This is a genomic window from Rhizobium sp. BK456, assembly GCF_014194045.1.
GTDB classification, from domain to species: Bacteria; Pseudomonadota; Alphaproteobacteria; order Rhizobiales; family Rhizobiaceae; genus Rhizobium; species Rhizobium redzepovicii.
In genome coordinates, this window is the sequence record NZ_JACIAO010000002.1 from 469196 (window position 1) to 490213 (window position 21018).

At 60.8% G+C, this 21018-nt stretch carries 16 protein-coding genes; 11 read left to right on the forward strand and 5 right to left on the reverse strand.

Translation table 11 applies throughout. The features are described 5' to 3' along the window. Positions 1-129 precede the first annotated feature (129 nt). Positions 130-1533 carry an MATE family efflux transporter gene (locus FHX03_RS08525; protein WP_097626796.1) on the forward strand — a complete coding sequence of 468 codons (1404 nt, stop codon included), beginning with the start codon at positions 130-132 and terminating at the stop codon, positions 1531-1533. Between the two features lie 15 nt (positions 1534-1548). Here the strand turns inward: FHX03_RS08525 and FHX03_RS08530 are convergent, their stop codons facing one another. From FHX03_RS08530 to FHX03_RS08540, 3 genes are all read right to left on the reverse strand, one after another. Continuing rightward, positions 1549-1869: an antibiotic biosynthesis monooxygenase family protein gene (locus FHX03_RS08530; RefSeq protein WP_097626798.1), complete on the reverse strand. Its 321-nt coding sequence runs from the start codon at positions 1867-1869 to the stop codon at positions 1549-1551. Between the two features lie 225 nt (positions 1870-2094). Next, positions 2095-2784, reverse strand: coding sequence for a hypothetical protein (locus FHX03_RS08535; protein ID WP_245426847.1), 690 nt, complete (start codon positions 2782-2784; stop codon positions 2095-2097). A 558-nt stretch (positions 2785-3342) separates the two neighbouring features. Then, positions 3343-4266, reverse strand: a complete 924-nt coding sequence (locus tag FHX03_RS08540; protein WP_097626801.1) for a LysR family transcriptional regulator — start codon at positions 4264-4266, stop codon at positions 3343-3345. Between the two features lie 178 nt (positions 4267-4444). On the opposite strand from FHX03_RS08540, the gene FHX03_RS08545 reads away from it, so the two are divergent. The 3 genes from FHX03_RS08545 to FHX03_RS08555 all read left to right on the forward strand — a co-directional run bounded on the left by FHX03_RS08545 (position 4445) and on the right by FHX03_RS08555 (position 7693). Next, positions 4445-5263 (forward strand): alpha/beta fold hydrolase, encoded by an 819-nt coding sequence (locus tag FHX03_RS08545; protein WP_097626803.1) that lies wholly within the window; start codon positions 4445-4447, stop codon positions 5261-5263. Positions 5264-5680: 417 nt separating this feature from the next. Beyond that, on the forward strand, positions 5681-6790 hold the full coding sequence (locus FHX03_RS08550) for a sulfite oxidase (RefSeq protein WP_131711518.1): 1110 nt from the start codon (positions 5681-5683) through the stop codon (positions 6788-6790). A 276-nt stretch (positions 6791-7066) separates the two neighbouring features. Beyond that, positions 7067-7693 (forward strand): class I SAM-dependent methyltransferase, encoded by a 627-nt coding sequence (locus tag FHX03_RS08555; protein WP_097628151.1) that lies wholly within the window; start codon positions 7067-7069, stop codon positions 7691-7693. Positions 7694-7952: 259 nt separating this feature from the next. On the opposite strand, the gene carA is transcribed toward FHX03_RS08555, so the two are convergent. Then, positions 7953-9158, reverse strand: a complete 1206-nt coding sequence (gene carA, locus FHX03_RS08560; protein ID WP_097628309.1) for a glutamine-hydrolyzing carbamoyl-phosphate synthase small subunit — start codon at positions 9156-9158, stop codon at positions 7953-7955. Between the two features lie 270 nt (positions 9159-9428). Here carA and FHX03_RS08565 point away from each other — a divergent pair, with 270 nt between their 5' ends. Beyond that, the gene (locus tag FHX03_RS08565; protein ID WP_183853284.1) at positions 9429-9881 is read left to right on the forward strand and encodes a GatB/YqeY domain-containing protein; all 453 of its coding nucleotides are present in this window, start codon (positions 9429-9431) and stop codon (positions 9879-9881) included. Positions 9882-9990: 109 nt separating this feature from the next. On the opposite strand, the gene FHX03_RS08570 is transcribed toward FHX03_RS08565, so the two are convergent. After that, complete coding sequence (locus FHX03_RS08570; RefSeq protein ID WP_097628152.1) at positions 9991-10878, reverse strand: hypothetical protein; 888 nt, start codon at positions 10876-10878, stop codon at positions 9991-9993. A 673-nt stretch (positions 10879-11551) separates the two neighbouring features. Here FHX03_RS08570 and dnaG point away from each other — a divergent pair. The 6 genes from dnaG (at position 11552) to rpoD (ending at position 20926) form a co-directional block, all read left to right on the forward strand. Further along, entirely contained in the window at positions 11552-13552 is a 2001-nt protein-coding gene (dnaG, locus tag FHX03_RS08575; protein ID WP_183853286.1) for a DNA primase, read from the forward strand. Next, complete coding sequence (gene recQ, locus FHX03_RS08580) at positions 13552-15417, forward strand: DNA helicase RecQ (protein WP_183853288.1); 1866 nt, start codon at positions 13552-13554, stop codon at positions 15415-15417. Before dnaG ends, recQ begins: the two co-directional genes overlap by 1 nt. Before the next feature lie 106 nt (positions 15418-15523). Further along, the gene (locus tag FHX03_RS08585) at positions 15524-16711 is read left to right on the forward strand and encodes a glycine C-acetyltransferase (RefSeq protein ID WP_097628155.1); all 1188 of its coding nucleotides are present in this window, start codon (positions 15524-15526) and stop codon (positions 16709-16711) included. Between the two features lie 292 nt (positions 16712-17003). Further along, complete coding sequence (tdh, locus tag FHX03_RS08590) at positions 17004-18041, forward strand: L-threonine 3-dehydrogenase (RefSeq protein WP_097628156.1); 1038 nt, start codon at positions 17004-17006, stop codon at positions 18039-18041. A 10-nt stretch (positions 18042-18051) separates the two neighbouring features. Further along, positions 18052-18399, forward strand: coding sequence for a GFA family protein (locus FHX03_RS08595; protein ID WP_183853290.1), 348 nt, complete (start codon positions 18052-18054; stop codon positions 18397-18399). 469 nt (positions 18400-18868) lie between these two features. Continuing rightward, the gene (gene rpoD / locus FHX03_RS08605) at positions 18869-20926 is read left to right on the forward strand and encodes an RNA polymerase sigma factor RpoD (protein ID WP_097628157.1); all 2058 of its coding nucleotides are present in this window, start codon (positions 18869-18871) and stop codon (positions 20924-20926) included. Positions 20927-21018: the final 92 nt, after the last annotated feature.

Here is a 21018-nt window from a genome sequence, read left to right on the forward strand (position 1 = left end):
ATGCGATGATGAATTTTTCATCATCTGCCTGTTTTGGGGTAGTTCTTTGCGGGGCTTTCCTCTAAATCCCGATGATATTTCTCCGCAAATTGTGCGGCGGCGCATATTTCAATCACAGGACTAGGTGTCATGGACACGCCGATCGACGCGCGCAGGCTTGCGCCGACAACCGATAATCGTTGGGGCGCACATTTCCGTGCAACGCTGGCGCTCGGCATTCCGTTGATCGGCGCGCAGCTCGCCCAGCTCGGCATCAACACCACCGACGTGATGATCGTCGGCCGCCTCGGCGCCGAGCATCTGGCGGCGATGGTGCTTTCGGCGCAGTTCCTGTTCACGATCCTGATCTTCGGCTCCGGTTTTGCCATCGCCGTCATTCCGATGGTGGCGCAGGCCTATGGCCGCGGTGACGTCGTCTCCGTGCGCCGGGCGCTGCGCATGGGTCTCTGGGTGGTGATCGCATATTGGGTCATCATGCAGCCCGCCTTCTTCAATTCGGAGCAGATCCTTCTCTTCGCGCAACAGAAGCCGGAGGTGGCCAAGCTTGCCCATGGCTACATCATGATCGGCCAGTTTGGCGTGCTGCCGGCGCTGCTTTTCAACGTCATGCGGGCCCTCGTCAGCGCCATCGGCAAGGCGGGCATCATCCTCAATGTCACCATCGCCACGCTGGTGCTGAACGCGATCTTCGCCTATGCCCTGGTGCTCGGCCATTTCGGCTTTCCGGCAATGGGGCTCGAAGGAGCGGCGATCGTTTCTGTCGTCGTGCAGACGGCCGGCTTTCTGTTCATTCTCGCCTTCGTCCAGAAGCGGGAGGAGACACGGCGCTACGAGATCTTCGTGCGGTTCTGGAAGCCTGATTGGCATGCGCTGCTTGAGGTTCTCCGGCTCGGTTTTCCGATCAGCGTCACCGTGCTTGCCGAGGTTAGCCTGTTCACGGTGGCCTCGCTGCTGATGGGCTATATCGGCACCATCGAACTCGCCGCTCACGGCATCGCCCTGCAATGGGCCTCGATCGCCTTCATGATCCCGCTCGGTCTCAGCCAGGCGGCGACGGTGCGCGTCGGCGTCGCCCACGGGCAGGGCGATTACCGCGGGCTGGTGCGCGCCTCGATCATGGTGCTGATTCTTGCCTGCGCCATTTCGGCGGTCGGCTCGGTGCTCTTTGCCACCATGCCGCAATTCCTCGGCAGCTGGTTCCTCGACGTCAATTCGCCGGAGGCGCCTGCCGTGCTTGCCTATGCCGGGCCACTGATCGTCGTCGCCGGGCTTTTCCAGCTGGTCGACGGGCTGCAGGTGGTCGCCAACGGATTGCTGCGCGGTCTGAAAGACGCACGGGTGCCGATGATCATGGCGTTGATTGCCTATTGGCCGATCGGCTTCTTCCTCGCCTGGGCCTTTGCCTTCCCGCTGGGCTTCGGCGGCATCGGCATCTGGTTCGGCTTCCTCGTCGGGCTGGCGGCGGCGGCTGTCATGCTCTGCTGGCGGTTCTATCTTCTCCTTCGCCGGGAGGGCGCGACTTCAGGCGCCTGAGCCGGCAGCGTTATTTTAAGCCGCGACAGGCTTGTAGCTGGCGATATCGGCGCGAATGCCGAGACGCGCAAACATCTCCTGCGGATCGAAATTGGCGGCCTTGTGGGCGGCCGCGACGGTTGCCCGCGCGCGTTCGACGACCTCGGTATTTTCCCATTCGGCAATGGTGACGAAATTGAATTCGCCGGGACCGGCGACCTGCTCCAATACCCTGTGATCGATGAAACCTTCTTGCGCTTCCAGCAGCTTGTGGGTCATCATCACCTTGACGAGAAATTCCTCGCGTGCCGCAGCCGGCACGACGAATTTGTCGACACGAAAGAAAGCTCCGCTCATCCATTTTCCCCTGAATCAGATGTCTTCGGGAGTTTGTAATTCCTCAAGTGTGGTTGAGGTCAATATGGAAGCGAAGACGTCCGGTCACTAACTTGGAATTGCGGGGCGCCCGCTTCCTGAAGCCGTCGTGTTCCAGAGTTCAAGTACGCCTCCGTTGTCTTTTCGACCTCGCGAAATGGGGACGCGACGGGGAGTTAGCCAGGATGGCGCTTCCTGAAGAACCCCTCAATCTGCCTGCATGTAATCCGCCACGCTGTAGCAGTGGCTCGCCTGGTAGGCGTTCCGCCCCCGGTTCATATGCGTCAAGTTGAACGTCCGAATGGCACGCAACACGCGGCGGTTAGTGAGGAATTTGCGGATCGAGACAGAGCCACGCACATTGATGCCGAAAATGTCCGCACCACGCGGGAAGAAATAGCTGATGTGCTCTGGCATCGCGACGCTTTGCTCGAGAAAGGGTTCGTCGACTCGGCTCGGCGTGGCTGAACGATCTGTGGTGAAATCCGAAAGATGCACGATGAATCGGGAGCGGATATCTTCGTCTTGGGCATAGAGCGCAAAAAGCTCCATCCAGCTCGCATTGACGCGTACGAGCGGCTTGTCCGAGGTCGACGGCAGACAGGAAACCGACCAGTAGTAGCGCTCGGTCTTGCGCAGGATCGGAATGCAGTTTGGACCGTATAGCTTGAGAATCTCCAGGACTTCCCCTGCTTGCGGGCGGCTAAGCAGTTTCTCAAATCGAGCGACATATTTGAAGCGCTGTTCCAGGGACTCTAATCGGTCGCCCGTGTCCGGCAAGTCGATCTTGCCCGCTATCCAATCGCGCTGCTGCTCAAGGTCGAGGAATTGCCGCAGGCCAGTGGTTCTCGGGCGAGAGGTCGCGCCCATGTCGGACGTCCTGCGAATGCGCGTCATCGGCCGACTCCTGTATTCTCGCTTAGGCGTGCGAATTTAATATCCCGCCCAATGTGCCTCCGAATGATACCTCGCAGATGGTGAATTTGGAACTTCTGCGCGACCAAGAGGAGAAAGTTGCATGACTGTTCGCCGTCTTGGCAACGGCTCAAGACTGGCATTGCTAGCGCTGCAGGGCGGCACTTCCAGGACCAAAGTTCGATCTACTTGACGGCCGCAATGGAGGGTGCGAGGCGGGCGGTGTGATGGCCTTGAGTTACTCACCAGCGCGTCTTTGACCCCACACCGCCACCGACCGCGGGCTAAAGCGATGCGAATGGGGCAGGCGTGTTGTCGCTACTGCGCGCACTGTTTGCAAACAATTAGCTCCTGCCCACAAAACTGCTGTCACAGCCTTTGAATTGTGTCGACCTCTGATAGTGGTGAAGCCTGCCGTCCACTTTTGCCTCGCGCTCCTCGATTGGAAAAGTCGAGATGGGTCGATACCCGAAATTCGAGAATGCTGAACAAAATTCGGGAGCACGCCAACAAGCAGAAATCGCATGAGCTTGATCTCTACTATGGAATTTCAGCATAGCGGATGATGCTCTGATTTTGCACGTTGGCGACTAGTTCATCAGAACGAGCCAAAAATCGGCGGAGCAAAGGTGAGGAATTTGAATCGTTGTATCCCAAGGTGAGATCAATTGTCGGAGGCACACCCTCAAGTGCTCTGGCAACGACATTTGGCGTCAGCATATTTTGCGCATAAAGCGGAATAAGCGTTATTCCACCCGTAGACACGACGAGCGACATTGCTGATGGCAGGCCGTCACCTTCGTACTCTGCCTTGAGTGTGATCCCGATTTCCGCCGCGTAATCCTGGATCACGGATTGCAATACGGGAGAAATTCTAGCCGAACTGACGTAAGTTTCGCGGGCAAGATCCTGCGGCCGGATCTTTTTGCGCGACGTCAAGCGATGGTCCGCCGGCAGTACGGCGATCAGTGGCTCCTTGGCTAAAAACTTGAAGGACACACCAACACTCTGCGTCTCGGGGCGAAGGAAAGCGACGTCCAGCTTGCCTCGCATCAGTGCCAGAGCAAGGTCCGGGGAAGACTGACTGGACAGTATGATTTCAACCTCCGGCGCTTCCTCACGAATAATGCGCAATGCATGGGGTAGCCACACGACCTCCTGTCCTGCGAGAAAACCGATAGTGAACGACTGCTTTTCCGGCCGTTCTGCCCGCCGGGCCCCTTCCGCAGCCGCCTCGACTTGCAACAAAGCCAGCCGCGCGTGATCAAGAAACACTTTACCGGCGGCGGTGAGCGCCACGCCGCGCGGCTGCCGTTCCAGCAGTTTTACACCGATTTCGGTTTCCAGATCGCGAATTTGCCTGCTGAGTGAGGGCTGGGAAGTGTGTAGCCGCCGCTCGGCTGCGGTCAGCAAGCTTCCCTCTTCCGCAACAGCAACAAAATAGCGCAAATGCCTGAGTTCCATCCGGTCCTCGCTATACATCTAAGGCATAGCTCGAACGTACAAGGTATTTGTCCTTGATAAAGAGGGGATTTAGTCAACGTCGCAGTTTTGAGATATGATCGAATACGCCTCACCGGAGGTATTTCGCAATCAGCTGTATCGAAAAACGAATGTTTAACAGGGCAGATGGAGCGACACGATGCCTACAATTACTACAACGGACGGCGTAAAAATCTTCTACAAGGACTGGGGCTCAGGCCAGCCGATCGTTTTCAGCCACGGCTGGCCGCTGTCGGCGGATGACTGGGACGCCCAGATGACCTTCTTTCTTGGCCACGGCTACCGGGTGATCGCCCACGACCGGCGAGGCCACGGCCGGTCCGACCAGCCCGGCACCGGCAACGACATGGACCACTGGGTTGCCGACCTCGCGGCCCTGACCGCGCACCTCAACCTGCGCGACGCGATCCACATCGGCCACTCCACAGGTGGCGGTGAGGTGGCTCGCTATGTCGCCCGCCACCCGGAGCGCGTCGCGAAGGCGGTACTGGTCGCTTCCCTGACGCCGAACATGTACCGGAGCGAGGAAAACCCGTCCGGCCAGCCGCCGGAGTGGTTCGAAGCGATCCGCGCGGGCGTGCTGGGCAACCGGTCGCAGTTCTTCCGGTTCGTCCCTGAGAACCCGTTCTACGGTTACAACCTCGACGGGGCCGAGCCTTCGGAGGCGATCATTGCGAACTGGTGGCGCCAGGGCATGGCCGGCGGTGCTCTCGCTCACTATGCGACTGTCGCCTCTTGGCTCGAAGATTATACCGAAGACCTCAAGAAGATCACCGTGCCGGTGCTGGTGATGCATGGCGAGGCCGATCAAGTCGTCCCCTTCGCAAGTTCCGTGCCGCGTGCGGTCGACCTGCTCAAGAACGGGTCGCTGAAGACCTATCCGGGCTACCCCCATGGCATGCTGACCACACATGCAGATGTCCTCAACCCCGACCTGCTCTCGTTCGTCAGGTCTTGACGACATCGACCGGACCGCGGCCTTCATCCAACGTCGTCAGGACGATCTGTCACCCGGCAGTGCCGGGTGACACCTGTTGGTGCTGGTACGTGGAGCGTTCCCGGAGGGGGCTTCCGAGTGTGGCAATTTGCTTGGCGCGTCGTGAAAAATGCAACTTGCCGCGCTTAAATTTTACGTTGCGGTGGCCGATGACTCCACCGGCCGAAATGGCTCGGCGTCTCGGCTTCGACATCTAGGAATTAAGAGCGGGGGTGTCCGTCGCTGCCGTTCGAGGTCGATCCGAGGAACGTGCGGTATGTGCTAGAATGCGGCCGAAGACGGAACGCGACAGACGCACTGCGAGGGGCGGTGTGATCGAAGCGGAATTCGCGCGACCGAGTGCCAACGTTATGCTCTTGGAAGGGGGAGACGAGGACGATGCCGACACCAGAGCAACCCAGTCTAATAGTTCGACAGAAATCCCCTGAGAATATCGAGTTTCCGTTTGCGTCGCTCTCCGATTGGCTGATCCCAACCGAGCTGTTCTTCGTGCGAAACCATTTCCCGTCGCCGGACCTCGATGCCCGAGACTGGAGATTGCGCGTTGGCGGGGCGGTGGAGCGGCCGATCGAACTTGACCTCGACAGCATCAAGGCGATGCGGAGCACGACTTTGACCGCCGTCGTCGAGTGTGCGGGGAATGGGCGCGTCTACTATGAGCCGCCGAAGGAAGGGTTGCAGTGGCAGAACGGAGCCGTCGGCAATGCCGCGTGGACAGGTATTCCTCTGCGCGAGATTTTGGAAATGGCGGGCGTTAAGCGAACCGCACGTGAGGTTCTCCTCATAGGTGCAGACAGCGGCGTCGTCGACGCGAACAAGAAAACGGCCTCCCCCGGCCCCATCGCTTTTGCGCGCAGTTTACCGCTTGAGAAGGCCATCGCCGACAGCACGATCCTTGCCTATTCGATGAACGAGGAGCCGTTGACGCGCGATCACGGCTACCCTCTACGCGCGGTCGTGGGTGGCTGGTTCGGCATGGCTTGGGTCAAGTGGATCACTGATATCACGGTTGTGGAGCAACCGTTCCTTGGCTACTGGCAGGCGCGCGACTATTTCCGTTGGGAGCGCAGCCTCGGGGAACCAAGGCTGGTCCCCCTTGCGGAGATGGAGGTCAAAGCGCAGATCGCGCGTCCCGTGCAGGGGGCGCGTCTCGTCGCCGGCCAACCGTATCGGATTTTCGGAGCCGCCTGGAGCGGAGAGGCTGCTATCCGGCAGGTGCAGGTCTGCACCGGAGATGGCAGGGGCTGGCGCGAGGGAAGGCTCCTCGAAACGGAACGTCCTTTTGCATGGCGCTTGTGGGAGTACATGTGGACCCCTGAAGAAGTGGGGCGATATATCCTGCGCTGTCGCGCGATCGATGGGGCGGGGGGCGTGCAGCCTGACCTCCAGCGATCCGACTGCGAGAGCTACGCCGCCAATTGGATCGTTCCGGTGGAGGTTGCGGTCGTTCCCCAGCCACAGACGTACGAGGAGGAATTCGTGATCTAATCACCCGCATGGGGCGGAATGGCGGCTTTTGGCGCAACTGCGACCCGCGTTGTCACTGCGTCAGCAGCAATAGCGACGGGCGGCTCGATGACCATTATAAGGGCGCATTGCCGCCCGGCAGCATCGGCAATCGATCGGTGGTGCCTCTGATCGCATTTCTGTTAACTTTGGAAGCAAATCGCCCGCGATGTCACCAACTGCCGAAGTGTGAAAGGCGCAACGGGCTGATGGGCCTCTCGCTCATCGAGCCTCTTCTCTTGAAGGAGGAACACTAGGATGAGCACCGACCGGGAGACCGTGCGGTCCTATGATACAGTCGCGGCGGAGTACGCTGCCGAGGCCGCGGCGATGCCCGAATGGGTCGCGACCGAGATCGATGTGTTCGTGACCGGGCTGGGTGGCTCGGGCAGGGTGCTGGAGATCGGAAGCGGTGGCGGGCGAGATGCACTTGAGCTTGAGAAGCGGGGGATTAGCGTCCGGCGCACCGACATTTCGAAAGGTTTCGTCGAACTGCTTCGCGAGAGTGGCTTCGCGGCCGACCTGTTGGACCCGCTGACCGAAGACTTGGCCGACCCGCAGCGTCCTGGCACAGCGTACGACGGGATCTGGGCCTGTGCCTGCCTGATTCACGTCGCGCGCGATGATTTCGGTACGGTGCTTGGACGGCTTGCCGAGGCGACCCGGACCGGTGGCCGACTGCACGCCTCGGTTAGAGAGGGCGACGGCGAGGATGTGTCCACACACGGCGGTGCTGCAGCGCCGCGGCACTACGTCGAGACGTACTGGCGCGAACCTGCCCTGCGGTCCGAACTCACCGACGCCGGCTGGATCGTCAGCGAGGTACGTCGGTGCGTCGGAAGGCCTCATGATCGGTGGTTGAGCGTTCGGGCGAGCCGGGCGTGAGGCACACAGACCTTGAGGGAATGGCCGCATGTGGCGCGACTATGAACTTTAGATGGTCACCAATGTCTGCTCTGCTCCCGGGCGAAGGCAAAGATCGCCTCTGTGGTCGATATGAAGGCGCAAAGCAGCCTTATTCTTCTATAACGAAAAAAGACCGCTTCGGCAGATAGCGGTCCTTCCTCTCATTGCTGTCTTCAAGATTCAAGAGATTCCACACCACGTTAGTGGCGGGCCTTTGCGAAATCGGCAGTTCTTGAAATCAGCGTTCGGCGAGTGCCGGTTCGCCCTTCTTCTCGCGCACCATGTTGATGAAGCGGCGGAAGAGATAGTGGCTGTCCTGCGGGCCGGGGGAGGCCTCCGGATGGTGCTGGACGGAGAAGACCTGCTTGCCGAGGACGCGCAGGCCGCAATTGGTGCCGTCGAAAAGTGAAATGTGAGTCTCTTCAACGCCATCGGGCAGCGACTTCGAGTCGACCGCGAAGCCGTGGTTCATCGAGACGATCTCGACCTTGCCGGTCGTATGATCCTTGACCGGGTGGTTGGCGCCGTGATGGCCCTGATGCATCTTCTCGGTCTTGGCGCCGAGGGCGAGCCCCAGCATCTGATGGCCGAGGCAGATGCCGAAGACCGGGATATCGGTCTTAACAAGGGTCTTGATCACGGGCACCGCATATTCGCCGGTTGCGGCCGGATCGCCCGGGCCGTTCGACAGGAAGATGCCGTCCGGCTGCATGGCGAGCACGTCTTCGGCGCTAGTTGCGGCCGGCACGACGGTGACCTTGCAGTCGAGACCGGCAAACAGCCGCAGAATGTTGCGCTTGACGCCGTAGTCGAGGCAGACGACGTGGTACTTCGCGTCCGCTGCGGCGAGTTCCCCATACCCTTCATTCCAGACCCACGGCGTCTCGGTCCATTGCGAGGACTGGCCCGACGAGGCGATCTTGGCAAGGTCGAGACCTTCGAGGCCGCTCCAGGCCTTGGCTTCGGCCTTCAGCGCCTCGATATCGAAGACGCCGTTCGGATCGTGGGCGATGACCGCGTTCGGGGCGCCGTTCTCACGGATCCAGGCGGTCAGCGCGCGCGTGTCGATGCCGCAGAGACCAATGACGCCGCGCGCCTTCAGCCATTGGTCGAGATGCTTGGCGGCGCGGTAGTTCGAAGGGTCGGTGATGTCGGCCTTGAAGATGACGCCGACGGCACCGTGGCGGGCGGCAGGCGTCAGATCCTCGATGTCTTCATCATTCGTCCCGATATTGCCGATATGCGGAAAGGTGAAGGTGACGATCTGGCCGAGATAGGAGGGGTCCGTCAGGATCTCCTCGTAGCCGGTCAGCGCCGTGTTGAAGACCACTTCGGCCTGGACCTTGCCGGTGGCGCCGATGCCCTTGCCTTCGATGACTGTGCCGTCGGCAAGAACGAGCAGGGCGGTCGGCTTTTCGATTGTCCAGGGTGCTGTCGCGGTCATCTTCATCCCGTTTCCGGCGGCCGGCGCGCGTTGCCGCGCTCGTCGCCATTTGATCTCGCAGGCGTGTGGACACGGCAATGCCGCGCGCTTCAGGCCTGATCACGAATTTTGGTGCAGGTGGCGGTAAATAGCCACGCAATCGCGTAGCGTCAATCTTTGTAGCGGAGATTGCCGCCGTTTTCCTGCGCTTTATCGCGGCGACCGCGCAATTTATTTGATCCGCCGCATCAGCGTGGTTTATGAAGCGGCATCAAAACAGGAGTGAAGACCATGCTGCGCGATCAACTCGCCACCCAGCTGAAAGAGGCGATGAAGGCCAAGAATGCGGAGTGGCTTTCCACCGTCCGGCTGATTCAGGCCGCGGTCAAAGATCGCGATATTGCCAATCGCGGCACCGGCAAGGAGCAGGCGAGTGACGACGAGATCCTGCAGATTCTGGCCAAGATGGTGAAACAGCGCGACGAATCGGCAAAGATCTACGAGGAGAATTCCCGGCCGGAGCTTGCCGCCAAGGAGCGCGCCGAAATCACCGTCATCCAGGATTTCATGCCGAAGCAGCTTTCGGACAGCGAAGTGCGCGCCAATGTCTCGGCGATCATCGCCGAGACCGGTGCTGCCGGCGCCAAGGACATGGGCAAGGTGATGGCCGCGCTCAAGGAGCGTTATGCCGGCCAGATGGATTTCGCCAAGGCGTCGGCGACCGTCAAGGAACTGCTGAGCTAATACATGTCGCCCGGAAGTGTGCAGCGGTTCCGGGACAACGACATGCATCAAAATAAAGGATTAAAGCGCAAGGAGCGATCTGAAAAATCGCGACGCGCTTTAAGCCGGCTCAGACCACGCGTCTTGCCTGCGGTTCGTCTAGGACCGCAGGCCCGAGCACCGCTTCGGCTGCAGCATCGATTATGGCGAATTTCGCCGCCTGATAATTCCAATATTCGAGAATGAAGCGGCCTGACAGCCAGAAGTCGCCCTTGCGGGAGGGTTCTGTCCAGCCGACGCTTTCCATATTTGCGGCTTGCGTCAGAAGCCGCTTCAGGTGGGTGTTGGAGATCATGAACTGTTCGCGGATTTCCCTGAGCGACAGAGGACCGACCACGACACGTTCGGCCGTGCGAGGAAATTCCGGAAGCCGCGAGATCAGGTAGTCCATCACCAGGCCGCCGGTATTTGCCCAGTTGAAGAGGTTGAAGGTGGGGCCGGGATTGCGCACCGCTTCGCTCCCGATGATCGACCTGGCGATGCGCGGCTGGATCGCTGCCATCATCGCCGAGGGGTCGGCGCTGACCTTGCCGGCGCGTTCACCGCCGTCGAGGCTGTCGAGGATCGTCAGATGGGCGACGAGCCATCGGGTGAAATGCTGCTCGGCAGTTTCCGTGGGCTCCAGATAGCGCGTGCGCTTGTCGGGGCCGGGAACCGGCCGAAGGAAACGATAGGCCAGCATTTCCTGCATGAAGGCTGCGGCCGTATTGCGGCTGGCGATGTCGTTCCTGACCGCGAAATCGATGAAGCGGCCGGAATAGAGGCCGCTCTTGCCGTCGTCGGGTTGGCCGTAGTGAAGCGCAAAGCCGGCATGGGCCATCAGCCAGCGCTGTTGTGCGGCGAAAATCGAGGCGATGCGCGGGCTCTCACGATAGATCGTGAGCATCTGATCGGCGCAATGCAGGATCGCAGCGAGAAAGCGATCGTCTGCTGCAAGAGTTTCAGCGGTAAAGGCCATGTAAAAGAGGTCCAGGAAATTCGGCGCATACTTCTTTCACGCAAGCCCCGCCTGTCAACGGTTTTGTCAATAATCGGTTAATTTCAAAAGGGAATTTGTATCAGGGGAAGCCAAAAATTTAAGAAGGCAGGAGCTGGGGGCGCTCCTGCCTTCTTGCTCTTTGCTTCCGCCGGCAAACGCAGGGCCGAGGCCCAAGCCGGAGGGTATTTGCAAAGGCACCCTTGCGAAGCGGCGCCGGGGGTAGGGATGGTGCTTCGCTCGGGGATCGCTTTGTTGAGATCGAACCTATTGCGGTGCGGCGGCTTATTCAAATTACAAAAAAATAATGATTGCCGAAAACGTCGTTTTTGGAGGCTTCGAAGCGAAGGCTCGCGTGGCGGCGCCAGGATAAGGCTGGGCCATCGACGCAGGTGATAAGCATCTGTTTTAAAACGGTTTACCTTGGCTTCATCAAAGGCCAGTACTCATGCCGAGACATTTGCCATGGTTGAATTTCAACGCTTGAAAGACAATAGTGTCGCACCCTGTCGCAGGGGGCGATAACGCGTTTTTGATTGGATAACCGACGCCCCGAAGGACGGCTGCACTTGCCTGTGAATAGCGGGTTTTCGTGACAAGTTTCGTGGCATGAAGCGGCAAAGCAGCTTATATGGAGGCTGGCCAAGAGGTATAAATGCGCTTTTCCAACACTTTTCTCGATGATATTCGTGACCGCGTTCCGATTTCGAACGTGATTGCGCGCCGTGTCAGCTGGGATAAGCGCAAGACCAATGTGTCGCGCGGCGATTACTGGGCCTGCTGCCCGTTTCACGGCGAGAAATCCCCGAGCTTCCACTGCGAGGACCGGAAGGGCCGCTATCACTGCTTCGGCTGCGGCGTCACCGGTGACCACTTCCGCTTCCTCACCGAGCTTGAGGGTCTAAGCTTTCCCGAGGCGGTCCAGCAGATCGCCGATATGGCCGGCGTTCCGATGCCGCTTGCCGATCCTGTGATGGAGAAGCGCGAGAAGGAACGCGGCTCGCTGATCGACGTCATGGAAATGGCGACACAATTTTTCCAGGATCAATTGCAGACGGCGAATGGGGCGAGGGCGCGCGCCTATCTGCGCGACCGCGGGCTAACCGGGCGCACCATCGAGACCTTCCGTCTCGGCTATGCGCCTGACAGCCGCAATGCGCTGAAGGAATTCCTCGCCGGCAAGGGCGTCACCAAAGAGCAGATCGAGGCTTGCGGCCTGGTTGTTCATGAAAACGTGCCGGTGTCCTACGATCGCTTCCGCGACCGCATCATGTTCCCGATCCTCTCGTCGCGCGAAAAGGTGATCGCCTTCGGCGGCCGCGCCATGTCATCGGATGCGCCGGCGAAATATCTGAATTCCAACGAGACGGAACTCTTCCACAAGGGCAATGTCCTTTATAATTTCGCCCGCGCGCGCCGCGCTATCCAGGGGCCGGGCCGCGGCGATGCTCAGGACGAGAATGCCGGCGGCACCATCATCGCCGTCGAAGGCTATATGGACGTGATCGCGCTCTATCAGGCGGGCATCGAGAATGCGGTGGCGCCGCTCGGCACGGCGCTCACCGAAAACCAGCTCGAGCTGCTTTGGAAGATGGTGCCGCAGCCGGTGCTCTGCTTCGACGGCGACGGCGCCGGCATTCGCGCTGCCAATCGCGCCGCCGAACTGGCGCTGCCGCATTTGAAGCCCGGCCGTTCCGTCCGCTTCGCACTTTTGCCTGATGGCAAGGACCCGGACGATCTCGTGCGCGATGACGGCCGCGCACCCTTCGACAAGGTGATGAGCCAGGCCAAGCCGCTGTCGGAGATGCTGTGGAGCCGCGAGATCAATACCGGCAAGTTCGACACGCCCGAGGCGCGCGCCGAACTCGAGGCGCGGCTGAAGCAACTGGTCGGCGTCATCGCCGACGAGAATGTGCGCCGTCATTACCAGCAGGATATTCGCGACCGGCTGAACGTCTTCTTCCAGCCGCAGTTTCAGAACCGCAACAATGGCGAGCGCCGCGGATTCAGCGGCAATTCCCGGCCTGGCCGCGACAATGCTGTTAAGGCAGGGCCGAAAAGCCCCAGCCTTATTTCCGACCGGCTCGCCCGCTCAGGCCCGGTGCGCGGCCACAGGGACAATACGGCGCTGCGCGAAAGTGTGCTGGCGCTCACCATCGTCAATCATCCGTCGCTGATGATCGACGATTATGACGAGATCGCCGCGATCGATTATGACAGCCGCGAGTTGAAGCAGCTCTGGTCGGCTGTGCTTGGGGCAGCGGCTGCCGTCGCCGGCCCGCATCTGACGCGCGAATATCTGACCGAACGGCTGGAATTCGAAGGCTTCGCTCCGCTGATCAAGAACCTCGACCAGCAGGTGCGCAATGCCAGACTCTGGACGGCAACCGAGGAGGCGGCGATGGAGGATGCGCGTGAGGGTTATCGCCAGGCGCTCGCCTTCCATAAACGGGCAAAGGCGCTGCGCCGGCAGAAGATGGAACTTGAACGCGAGATTGCGCTGGCGACCGAAGCCGGCGACGGCGAGGCGATCGTTCAACTGATGCGGGCCCAGCAGGAAGTGCATTTCGAAGGTGTGCGGCTTGAGAACCAGGAGGCGATCATCGACGGCTTCGGCGTGCTCTCCGGCCGCGTCAAAGGGGCGGCGAACCACTGATGCCGCAGACCGAACGGAACGAACCGGGCTTTTCCGCCTCCGACGCGCTGTTTTCCGCCGGCCGCGCGCCGCTCGATATTCTCAAGCAGGTCTATGGTTATTCCTCCTTCCGCGGCAAGCAGCAGCAGGTGGTCGAACATGTGGTATCGGGCGGCGATGCGGTGGTGCTCTTCCCCACAGGCGCGGGCAAATCGTTATGCTTCCAGATCCCGGCGCTCTGCCGCGATGGCGTCGGCATTGTCGTTTCGCCGCTGATTGCGCTGATGCGCGATCAGGTGGAGGCGATGAAGCAGCTCGGGATCCGCGCCGCCGCGCTCAATTCGTCACTGTCGCGCGAGGAGTTCGTCGAAGTCCGCCGCGCGCTTTCGGCCGGCCGGCTCGATCTTCTCTACGTGACGCCCGAGCGCATTCTGACCGATGGTTTCCGCGAGCTGATCGCCAACGAGAAGATCGCGCTGTTTGCGATCGACGAGGCGCATTGCGTCTCGCAGTGGGGGCATGATTTCCGGCCGGAATATCGCGCGCTCGGCCAGCTTGGCGAGCAATATCCGGGCGTGCCGCGCGTGGCGCTGACGGCGACCGCCGATCCGCATACGCGCGACGACATTATCGAGCGGCTGGGGCTCGACGCTGCCCGGACCTTCACCACCAGCTTTGACCGGCCGAACATCGCTTACGAAATTGTCGAGCGCGATCAGCCGCGCCAGCAGCTGTTGCGCTTCCTGTCCGGCCACAAGGGAAACAGCGGCATCGTCTATTGCCTGTCGCGCGCCAAGGTCGAGGATACGGCCGAATGGCTGAACGGCCAGGGCGTACGCGCGCTTGCCTACCATGCCGGCATGGACAGGGCGGTTCGCGACGCCAATCAGGATGCCTTTCTGAAAGAGGAAAACCTCTGCTTGGTCGCCACCGTCGCCTTCGGCATGGGCATCGACAAGCCGAATGTGCGGTATGTCGCTCATCTCGACCTACCGGGTTCGGTGGAGGCCTACTACCAGGAGACCGGGCGCGCCGGCCGCGACGGCCTGCCGTCCGAGGTCTGGATGGCCTATGGCATGGCCGATGTCATCCAGCGCGGCCGGATGATCGACGAGGGCAATGCTGCTGCGGAGATCAAGCGGGTCGAGCGCGCCAAACTCAATGCATTGCTTGCGATCTGCGAGACCGCTTCCTGCCGCCGCCAGGCGATCCTTGCGCATTTCGGCGAGGCGCATGCCGGACAATGCGGCAATTGCGACACTTGCCTGAAGCCGGTCGAGACCTGGGAGGGCACGGAAGCGGCGATCAAGGCGCTGGCCGCGATCTACCGCACCGGTGAACGCTTCGGCGCCGGCCACGTCATCGACGTGCTTATCGGCAACGTCAACGAAAAGACCGAGCGTTTCGGCCATGTCGATATGCCGGTCTTCGGCGCCGGCAAGGATATTCCATCGCGCACCTGGCAATCCGTCTACCGCCAGCTGCTTGCCATGGGGCTGATCCGTGTCGATCACGAAGCCTATGGCGCGCTGAAGCTGGAGCCGGAGGCGCGCGCCGTCTTCAAGCAAGAGCGGCAGGTGTTCTTCCGCAAGGACCGCCCGGCCTCCGAACGGCGCACGAAGAAGGCGGAACGCAGCGAGCGCAAGTCGGGACTGTCGGGCGCTGACGGCGCTCTGTTCGAGGCGTTGCGGGCCGAGCGCATGACGATCGCCAAATCGCTCGGCGTGCCGCCCTATGTCGTCTTTCCCGATACGACGCTGATCGCCTTTGCCACACAAAAGCCGAGGAGCCGCAAGGAGCTGCTTGCAATATCGGGCGTCGGCCAGGCGAAGCTCGAGCGTTATGGCGATGCGTTCCTGGAGATCATCCTGGCGCATGACGGCTGAAAGGATCGGGCGATGTGCCTGCCGATCTCGGCCCGGCGCTGAACAAGACAAGCCGATGGCGATATGCTAACCCGGAAGCTATAAAAAACATCAGGAAGGGCCGCCCATGACCTCGCCATTTCTCTCCCATCTCAGGGCCGAAATTTCGGCGCTGAAGGATGCCGGCCTCTATAAATCCGAGCGGGTGATCAGCTCCAAGCAGGCAGGCGAAATTGCCATTTCGACCGGCGAGCGCGTGCTGAATTTCTGCGCTAACAATTATCTCGGCCTTGCTGACAATGAGGAACTGGCCGAGGCCGGCAAGCAGGCGCTCGACCGCTACGGTTACGGCATGGCTTCGGTGCGCTTCATCTGCGGCACGCAGGAGGAGCACAAGCAGCTCGAAGCGCGCATTTCCTCTTTCCTCGGCATGGAGGATACGATCCTCTATTCCTCCTGCTTCGACGCCAATGGCGGACTTTTCGAAACGCTGCTCTCGGAGGAAGACGCGATCATCTCGGACGCGCTGAACCACGCCTCGATTATCGACGGCGTCAGGCTTTCGAAGGCCAAGCGCTTCCGCTACGCCAACAACGATATGGCAGCGCTCGAAGAGGAATTGAAGAAGGCCGAAGGCAGCCGCTTCAAGCTGATCGCCACCGACGGCGTCTTCTCGATGGATGGCATCATCGCCAATCTCAGCGGCGTCTGCGATCTCGCCGAGAAATACGGCGCCATGGTCATGGTCGATGACAGCCATGCGGTCGGCTTCGTCGGCAGGAACGGCCGCGGCTCGCCCGAACATTGCGGCGTCGAGGGCCGGATCGACATCATCACCGGCACCCTCGGCAAGGCGCTCGGCGGCGCCTCGGGCGGTTATACCTCGGCAAAGGCGGAGGTCGTCGAATGGCTGCGGCAGCGCTCGCGGCCCTATCTGTTCTCCAATACGCTGGCGCCGGTCATCGCCGCCGCCTCGCTGAAGGTGTTCGACCTCATCGAAAATGGTGACGCCTTGCGCCAACGCCTGTCCGACAATGCCGATCTCTTCCGCGGCGAGATGACGAAGCTGGGATTCACGCTCGCCGGCAAAGGCCATCCGATCATCCCGGTCATGCTCGGCGACGCCAAGCTTGCCCAGGACATGGCGGGGCTGATGCTGAAGAAGGGCATTTACGTCATCGGCTTTTCCTTCCCGGTCGTGCCGAAAGGCCAGGCCCGCATCCGCACGCAGATGTCGGCGGCGCATTCGAGGCGGGATGTCGAGCGGGCGATTGCGGCCTTTGCCGAGGCAGGGCGGGAATTGGGTGTGATTTGAGAATGAGGCGTTGCTTCTTAGCTTGACGTGAGACCGGCGCGGCTTGCTCCCTCTTCTCCCCATCGGGAGTCCGAAGGACGGGTTGAGACCCGTGGCGCAACCCCGGTCGGTGGCCCGAAGGGTCGGATGAGGGGGCGGAGCGAAGCGACCTTTCGAGTGTTGAGCGAGAAGCAATATTGGATTTGATGGCCTGCCGAGCCGCCCCCTCATCCGCCCTACGGGCACCTTCTCCCCGCTGGGGAGAAGAGGGAGTCGCAAGGTCCGGCACCAGAACAAGGGCGGGATATAGTCGATGTCGAACATGATGAAGGCACTGGTCAAATCGAAAGCAGAAGTCGGGCTCTGGATGGAGAATGTGCCGGTGCCGGAGGTCGGGCCGAACGACGTGCTGATCCGGGTGAGGAAATCGGCGATCTGCGGCACCGACGTCCATATCTGGAACTGGGACCAGTGGGCGCAGAAGACTATTCCCGTGCCGATGGTCGTCGGCCATGAATTCTCCGGCGAGATCGCCGAGATCGGTTCGGCGGTCACCCGCTACCATGTCGGCGAGCGGGTTTCCGGCGAGGGGCATATCGTCTGCGGCAAGTGCCGCAACTGCCGGGCGGGCAGGGGGCATCTCTGCCGCAACACGCTCGGCGTCGGCGTCAACCGGCCGGGTTCGTTCGGCGAGTTCGTCTGCATCCCCGAAAGCAATGTCGTGGCGATCCCGGAGGATATTTCCGATGAGATTGCCGCCATCTTCGATCCGTTCGGCAATGCCGTGCACACCGCACTCTCCTTCGATCTGGTCGGCGAGGACGTGCTCGTCACCGGCGCCGGGCCGATCGGCATCATGGGGGCGCTCGTCGCTAAACGCTCCGGCGCCCGCAAGGTCGTCATCACCGATATCAATCCGCACCGGCTGGACTTGGCACGCAAACTGGGGATCGACCATGTCGTCGACGCGTCGCGCGAAAATCTGGCCGACGTGATGAAGACGATCGGCATGACGGAGGGTTTCGATGTCGGGCTCGAGATGTCGGGGGCAGCACCCGCCTTCCGCGACATGATCGATAAGATGAACAATGGCGGCAAGATCGCCATTCTCGGCATTGCGCCGGCCGGTTTCGAGATCGACTGGAACAAGGTGATCTTCAAGATGCTCAATCTCAAGGGCATCTATGGCCGCGAGATGTTCGAGACCTGGTACAAGATGATCGCCTTCGTCCAGGGCGGCCTTGACCTTGCGCCGATCATCACCCACCGCATCGGCATCGACGATTTCCGCGACGGCTTCGAGGCGATGCGGTCGGGCAACTCCGGCAAGGTCGTAATGGATTGGATGTGAGGAGAAAGACATGCTCTATGAAGGAAGCTGCCATTGCGGCAAGGTCGCATTCGAGGTCGAAGGCGAATTTGCCGAGGCGCTGGACTGCAATTGTTCGCTCTGCCGCCGGCGAGGCGGGCTTCTCGCCTTCGTGCCGCGCGACAAGCTGGTGCTGAAGACGCCTGAAGAGGATCTCTCGACCTATACTTTCAACAGGCATGTCATCCGGCATCACTTCTGCGCCAAGTGCGGCATCGCGCCGTTCGGCGAGGGGGTAGGCCCGAATGGCGCGGCCATGGCCTCGGTCAATCTGCGCTGCATTCCCGCGGTCGATCTCGGCGCGCTGAAGGTGACGGCCTATGACGGCGAGGCAAAGTAGCCGATATTTGTCCCGACAAAGGCGAATAGACCAACGATAGGACCGCAAAAATGCCGCGAACAACTGGCATGGCGGCCAATATTCATGCTGCCCTTGTCTTTTGTTCGCCGCATCTTAAATAAGGGTTCGCAATCGCTGCCGCGGTTCAAAGCCTGTGGATAAGGCTTTTTCCGATCTTTCGTGAGCTTTTTTTGTAGAAAAGCTTGACGAGAACAAAAAATGTGGGAATCACCGTTCGACTTGTTGAAACGGTGAACTGGGTCAAGGCGGATCGCGCAACCATGGCCGGAAATCCAAAAGCAAAAAAGCTTTGCTGTCCGGTGCCGGCGATCGTGGTTAATCAGGCTTTAAATGTCATCCCGTTAGGTGGGCAAAGGTGATTCTAGGGCGGCGCGAGCGACGTGTCAGGCCCTGAGACGGCCCATTCACCGTAGCGAGATTGGATAGCGTCAGGAAGGCGACGATATAAATGGCAACCAAGGTCAAAGAGAACGAAGACGCGGAAGTCGAACGCGACGGCGCAAGCGACGGCCCTCTTCTCGATCTTTCCGACGACGCGGTCAAGAAGATGATCAAGGCCGCCAAGAAGCGCGGCTATGTGACGATGGACGAGCTCAACGCGGTCCTGCCGTCCGAAGAAGTGACGTCCGAGCAGATCGAAGACACGATGTCGATGCTGTCGGACATGGGCATCAACGTCATAGAGGATGAAGAAGCCGAGGAAGCCGGTGCTTCCGGCGGCGGCGATGACGACGATGCCGGCGGCGACGAGGAGAGCGAAGGCGGCGAACTCGCGCCTTCGAGCGGTACCGCGCTCGCAACCGCCAAGAAGAAAGAACCGACCGACCGTACCGATGACCCGGTGCGCATGTATCTGCGCGAGATGGGCTCGGTGGAGCTGCTTTCCCGCGAGGGCGAAATCGCCATCGCCAAGCGCATCGAGGCCGGCCGCGAAACGATGATCGCTGGCCTCTGCGAGAGCCCGCTGACCTTCCAGGCGATCATCATCTGGCGCGATGAACTCAACGAAGGTACGACGCTGCTGCGCGAGATCATCGATCTCGAAACCACTTATTCCGGTCCTGAAGCCAAGGCCGCGCCGCAGTTCCAGAGCCCCGAGAAGATCGAGGCCGACCGCAAGGCCGCCGAGGAAAAGGAAAAGACCCGCCGCGCCCGCTCCGGCGACGACGACATCACCGATGTCGGCGGCGAGGGCCTGCCTCCCGAGGAGGAGGAAGAGGACGAGGACGAATCCAACCTTTCGCTGGCGGCGATGGAAGCCGAGCTTCGCCCGCAGGTGATGGAGACGCTGGATACGATCGCTGAGACCTACAAGAAGCTGCGCAAGCTGCAGGACCAGCAGGTCGAGCAGCGCCTGTCGGCTTCCGGCACGCTGTCGACCGCACAGGAGCGCCGCTACAAGGAGCTCAAGGATGAGCTCATCAAGGCCGTCAAGTCTCTGTCGTTGAACCAGAACCGCATCGACGCCCTGGTCGAGCAGCTTTACGACATCAACAAGCGCCTCGTTTCCAACGAGGGCCGCCTGCTGCGTCTGGCCGAATCCTACGGTGTCAAGCGCGATAGCTTCCTGGAGCAGTATCAGGGCGCCGAGCTCGATCCGAACTGGATGAAGTCGATCGGCAATCTGGCCGCCCGCGGCTGGAAGGAATTCGCCCGCGGCGAAAACACGACGATCCGCGACATCCGCCAGGAGATCCAGAATCTGGCGACCGAGACCGGCATTTCGATTTCGGAATTCCGCCGCATCGTCCACATGGTGCAGAAGGGCGAGCGCGAAGCGCGCATCGCTAAGAAGGAAATGGTCGAAGCGAACCTTCGCCTCGTCATCTCCATCGCCAAGAAATACACGAACCGCGGCCTGCAGTTCCTCGACCTCATTCAGGAAGGCAATATCGGCCTGATGAAGGCGGTCGACAAGTTCGAATACCGCCGCGGCTATAAGTTCTCGACCTATGCGACCTGGTGGATCCGTCAGGCGATCACCCGTTCGATCGCCGACCAGGCCCGCACGATCCGCATTCCGGTGCACATGATCGAGACGATCAACAAGATCGTTCGTACCTCGCGCCAGATGCTGCACGAGATCGGCCGCGAGCCGACGCCGGAAGAACTGGCGGAAAAGCTCGCCATGCCGCTCGAAAAGGTCCGCAAGGTCCTGAAGATCGCCAAGGAGCCGATCTCGCTCGAAACGCCGGTCGGCGACGAAGAGGATTCGCATCTCGGGGATTTCATCGAGGACAAGAACGCGCTGCTGCCGATCGACGCCGCCATCCAGGCGAACCTGCGCGAAACGACGACCCGTGTTCTCGCCTCGCTGACGCCGCGCGAGGAACGTGTGCTCCGCATGCGCTTCGGCATCGGCATGAACACCGACCATACGCTCGAAGAAGTCGGCCAGCAGTTCTCGGTCACCCGCGAACGTATCCGCCAGATCGAGGCAAAGGCGCTGCGCAAGCTGAAACATCCGAGCCGCTCCAGAAAGCTGCGCTCGTTCCTCGACAGCTAAGGGGCGACAAGAACTCTAGGATTGCGAAAGCCGGGCTTCATGTCCGGCTTTTGCTTTCGATCTTTGCGCCACTGCCGCACACTTTTGGGCGA